This is a genomic window from Mycobacterium sp. NGS11 (genome assembly GCF_059813315.1).
Window position 1 is genome coordinate 1 of the sequence record NZ_JCALEJ010000056.1, and the last position, 4379, is coordinate 4379.

The 4379-nt window shown below is 61.4% G+C and carries 3 protein-coding genes and 2 pseudogenes; 2 read left to right on the forward strand and 3 right to left on the reverse strand.

From position 1 onward, the window contains the following. Positions 1-396: 396 nt before the first annotated feature. From AC5Y4T_RS26015 to AC5Y4T_RS26025, 3 genes and pseudogenes are all read right to left on the reverse strand, one after another. Positions 397-711, reverse strand: coding sequence for a hypothetical protein (locus AC5Y4T_RS26015; RefSeq protein ID WP_142305251.1), 315 nt, complete (start codon positions 709-711; stop codon positions 397-399). A gap of 283 nt (positions 712-994) precedes the next feature. Beyond that, positions 995-1696 (reverse strand): TetR/AcrR family transcriptional regulator, encoded by a 702-nt coding sequence (locus AC5Y4T_RS26020; RefSeq protein WP_069953928.1) that lies wholly within the window; start codon positions 1694-1696, stop codon positions 995-997. 400 nt (positions 1697-2096) lie between these two features. Further along, positions 2097-3010: pseudogene (locus tag AC5Y4T_RS26025) on the reverse strand (IS982 family transposase). 300 nt (positions 3011-3310) lie between these two features. Here AC5Y4T_RS26025 and AC5Y4T_RS26030 point away from each other — a divergent pair. Together AC5Y4T_RS26030 and AC5Y4T_RS26035 are read left to right on the forward strand one after the other, a co-directional pair. Beyond that, positions 3311-3460, forward strand: coding sequence for a hypothetical protein (locus AC5Y4T_RS26030; RefSeq protein ID WP_371286262.1), 150 nt, complete (start codon positions 3311-3313; stop codon positions 3458-3460). Between the two features lie 54 nt (positions 3461-3514). Continuing rightward, positions 3515-3749, forward strand: a pseudogene (locus tag AC5Y4T_RS26035) (ATP-binding protein); the annotation flags it as partial. Positions 3750-4379 lie beyond the last annotated feature (630 nt).

Below are 4379 nucleotides of genomic sequence, written 5' to 3' on the forward strand. Positions count from 1 at the left end.
GTCGATCTTGTCCACTCACCGCCCATCGTCACGGCCGCGGCCCAACAGGGGCGGCTCAGTACAGTGGGGATGATCTGCTCACCAAGATCGGCGAACCGATGCATATCCGAAAGCGCCTTTTCCCGATCAATCGAGCTGTCGAGGAAGTTCTTCAACTTCAGGGTCCCGTACGAGATGTGACGGGACTCGTCCTGTATGCAGCGGAAGATCTCATCGCCGACATGCGTCTTGGATAGGTACTCCCCGGCCCGGAAAATTGTAAGGACAAATCGCTAATGGAGTTCCACTGCCCCGCCTTGGCCTCCGTATACAGCGTCCTGACGTTGTCCGCCCAGGCCTCCTTCTTATCGAGGATGTCATAAGCGTCGATGGTCGGCATCTGGACATAGGGGTCACCTACGGAGCCGCGCCGGGGCGAAATTGCGCGTCGCATTGTGCTCGGGCAGCGTCCCGTAGGCCGGCGGGCGGTTGATGTCGGTATAGGTCAATCCCCGCGAACTCGGGCGCGCGCGAACATCCCAATTTGCCTTGTCCGGTTTTCATCCAGTTCAGCGAAAACGAGCTGCGCCCGAGCCGGTCGAGATTCTCTGAACATCTCAGCACAAATCGTGTTGTTCCTCCCGAAACTTCTCCTCGTAAGCCGCTAACCGCCTCGTCTTCGAGCGGAGTTTCACGCGAAGAAGTCTGCATCTGGGTCAGCATCTCGGTCATGTGGTGATTCTTCAAATTAGCGACCTAACCCATTCGTAGCGCCAGCGTATGGCGCCGTTCACATCGCGTGTCAGCCTCGGCAAACTCAACTCAACTCCGACCCGAGTGGGCCATCCTGCAACTGCCTGGGCGTCTGGTGTCCCCACAGGTGTTGACGATATCTCACTCCCGATCCGTGTTTCCGGCGCATCCATTCCTCCTGGTGTATGCCCCTACGGTTTGGGGGAAGTTGCAGATTCAGCATGTCGGCGCCGCCAGCCGCCTGAACTGGGAAAGCGACCGCTCAATTCGCCTTGGCTGGTGACTCTAGCGTCGTGTCAGGAGTGAGGTGCACCCCACGCACTTCCGCAATTGCCGAAAAGGCGCCCCACAAAAAAGCAGTCAACTCTTCGACAAGGGCATCCTTGCTGACGGTCGGGGAATTCAGCCAGCGCAGCACACCAAGCCCCACCGCTCCCAGAGCAGCATCCACAACATATTCAAAGTTGGCGCCCTCGCCACCACGCGCCTCGATAGCTGCTGACCAAGCATCCACTGTGGCGTCCGAAAGGGGCCTGCCGCCCTCGATCAAATCCGCGGGCGAACGCCCGTCCCTGAAGTGGGAATTCACCAGGAAACGGAAAAGATTGGGCCGCTTATCCACGAGCCCGACGTACGCGGCCACCGCGGAGCTGACCAGCTCCAGCGCCGTGGTGGCGGCATCAAACTGCGGCACGACTTGCTCGATGATCAGCTCCTGCACCCGCTGGCCGACCGCGGCGAATAAGGCGTCCTTATCCGCGAAGAATCGATACAGCTTGGGCCTGGGGATCCCCGCGGTCTTTACCACATCGTCGATCGACAGGTCAGGCCCGTACTCGTCGATCGCGCGAAGCGTCGCTTCTATCAGCTCCGCCCGCACAGCAGCTCGATGCTCGCGCCAACGATCAGCTCGGGCATCCCCGGTCAACTCCGGTAGCAGCCGCCCCACGGCACCCAGGTTCATCGACACCCCGAAATTCTAATCCCAAAGACTAAAGCCACTGCTCGAAGTCAACGGTTCGTCAGGCAACTCCCCACGCGTTGAGGCGTCTCGGTGTCACCCGTCTGCAAGCGCTGAACGTCGCGCCGCGCGTGACGATCCGTCTTCACCATCATCAATGCGGTTCATCGTAGCGGCCGGCCGACCCCCACAAGGGAGATTCGAAATCCAATGCTATTGATGGGTTGTGATGATGATGCCACCATGGTCGATCCATGCGCTCTGACCGCATGGATCATTCTGTAGGCAATGCCACGGCGGAGTCCTTGTCCTGGGCTGGTGACGCATGACGATGGTGTTCGCGTCTGGCACTCTAGAATTGCCGGCTGAAGCGGTTTTCGACTAGATGAGTGATTCCAAGGGGTTAGTGGTCGTAGGCAGTCAGTGATCGCAGGATGGGCTGGCTGGCGTGGTCGTTGTGCCAGATCGCGGCGGTCAGGGCCAGGATGCGTTGCAGGACGCGGGCGGCGACACCGGCAACGGTGCGTCCGCCGTGGCGTTCGAGGTCCAATTGGGCCTTGAGGGTGTTGTTGACGGATTCGATGATCTGTCGTAACGGTTAAAAAACTGTTGTCCCGCACGAGGTTTCTCGCCCGCGCGAGCGGGCCGCAGCAGGGTGACCCCCTTGCTGGCAAGCTCGGTTTCGAACTGCTTGCCGTAGTAATTCTTGTCCGCCATCAGCTGTTGGTTGGGGAGGGCGCCCAGCAGGGCAGGATCAGCATCGAAGATGCCCATCAGCGTGTCGCGTTCGTCAGCCTTGGCCCCGGTGAGCGCGAAGGCGACCGGCAGCCCCGCCGGAGTGCACAGCAGGTGCAGTCGCAGCCCCCAGAAATACCGCGAGTGCGACGCACAGTACCCATACTCGGCCCAGCCGGCCAGATCGGAGCGTTTGGCAGTCTCTCGTGAACGCCCGCACTCCACCGGCCTGGAGTCCACGACCCAAACGTCGTCAGTTGAGCGCGAGCAGCAGCCGACCAGATGCGCGAACACTGCGCGCAACATCCCGGTCGCTGCCCGGACACGCTTGTTGTAACCGGATTGCGTTGGCAGATCAGGAAACATCCCACGCAGGTGGGTAGTGGCATAGCGCAACCAGCGCGCCTCGGAAGTAAAGCCGAGCAATGCCTGCAGCACCACCAGCGTGACCAGTTCGGCATCGGATAGTCGCGGATTGAGCCCCACCTTCGGCCGCCACGGTGGATGTTGCGGATTGTCGGCGAGGAAATCATCGGTCGTCACGTACAGTGCGGTTGCGAGGGTGTCCAGGTCGGCGTCCACTTGAGCCTCCAGTGCCAGGTTGGGTTTGCAACGCCAATCCTGGATACCCTCACCCTCAATTCACAGCAGCCACACCAGTAACAACCCTTGGAATTACTCATTTAGGCTGTCGACTACCGCCGGATGCTGAAGTGGGTCTTTGGGTTGCGCACTGTTACGCCAATCGGCGAAGTATCAGACGGGGTCGACGCCGAATTCCGAGGGACCGGCAAGATCGGCCCAGTCGCGATGACCGGAACGAGTCGCTTCACCGAGCGGGAGCCGTACCGGCGCATCACAGAGGCGGTGCACTCCTGACACATGTTCGTGTGGTTGTCCTATCCGCAGACCTTGGCCGCAGTGATCGCCGGGGGCGAGGCAGCATGGGAGATCGTCGGTGGCGTGTTCGCCCTCCTGATCCACGACAATCTCAAGCCGGTGATCGCTGCCGCTGATGCAGTCAACCCGTAGTTCACCCGCGGATGGTTCGACTCCGCCGGTCATGGCGGGTTTGTCACCGACCCCCTACGGCCGCTCGACGCCACCGAAACCAGCGACATCTACGAAATCGTCGTCGAACGCGTCCGTGCCGGCTCCAGTTGCATGGCTGACCATGACCGCCGACACGCTACTGGCCCAATCAGTCATCGACCGACTGACCACCACCGCCCACACCCTGGTCATCGAAGGACCGTCCTACCGCCAACGCACCCGCGGCGGCCAGCTTGACCCAGACCATCCCGACGAGCACCCTCGATAACGCGCCACGGTGGTCCCATCCCCCTGGCAATCAGGTGGTCCTATCACCCTGGCAAGCGATAGGGTGGATACTTCAATCCGGCCAAAACTGGATACCTCTACCTGGCCACCAGTAGGTACTTTTTCATGGCCACGGACACATGCGCGACATCGCGTCGCCCACAGGCTCTGATCATTGCTCCGCCGCAGCGCCCTCGGGTGGGTATCACACTGTCTGGCCTGGCGGTCAAATTCGATGATCAGGCCCTCGGCCGTGATGCTGCGCGCCGCACCCGACCATCGACAACACATGTGCTGGGTGTGTTCGTCGATGATCGAGGCGATCTTTTGGATCCGGCGGCGGTCGGTGGTGCCATCGAAATGGAAGTCAACAGCCCACCGGCTTCAGGCGCATCTGCGTTCGGGCCAGGCGCAACTTCAGGCTCGACCCGCACCCGGGCATCGACGAGGTCCCTGGACGGGCTCGGGTCACTCCCCGGCCGCCGCGTTGAGCAGATGGGGCGGAGAGATCAGTGGGCTATGTGCTCGGTGGCCGAGCTCGCCGAAGCTTATGGAATTGTCACGCCACCACCCCGGGCATGGCGCGTTCTGCGGCCGCGTCTCCCCAGCGCGCGAGCGGGACATGGATTTG

What these genes read in the sequence shown, in the direction of transcription:
- AC5Y4T_RS26015 (WP_142305251.1), bottom strand. Translation starts at nt 711, where the DNA reads ATGACCGAGATGCTGACCCAGATGCAGACTTCTTCGCGTGAAACTCCG.
- AC5Y4T_RS26020 (WP_069953928.1), bottom strand. Translation starts at nt 1,696, where the DNA reads ATGAACCTGGGTGCCGTGGGGCGGCTGCTACCGGAGTTGACCGGGGAT.
- AC5Y4T_RS26030 (WP_371286262.1), top strand. Translation starts at nt 3,311, where the DNA reads ATGTTCGTGTGGTTGTCCTATCCGCAGACCTTGGCCGCAGTGATCGCC.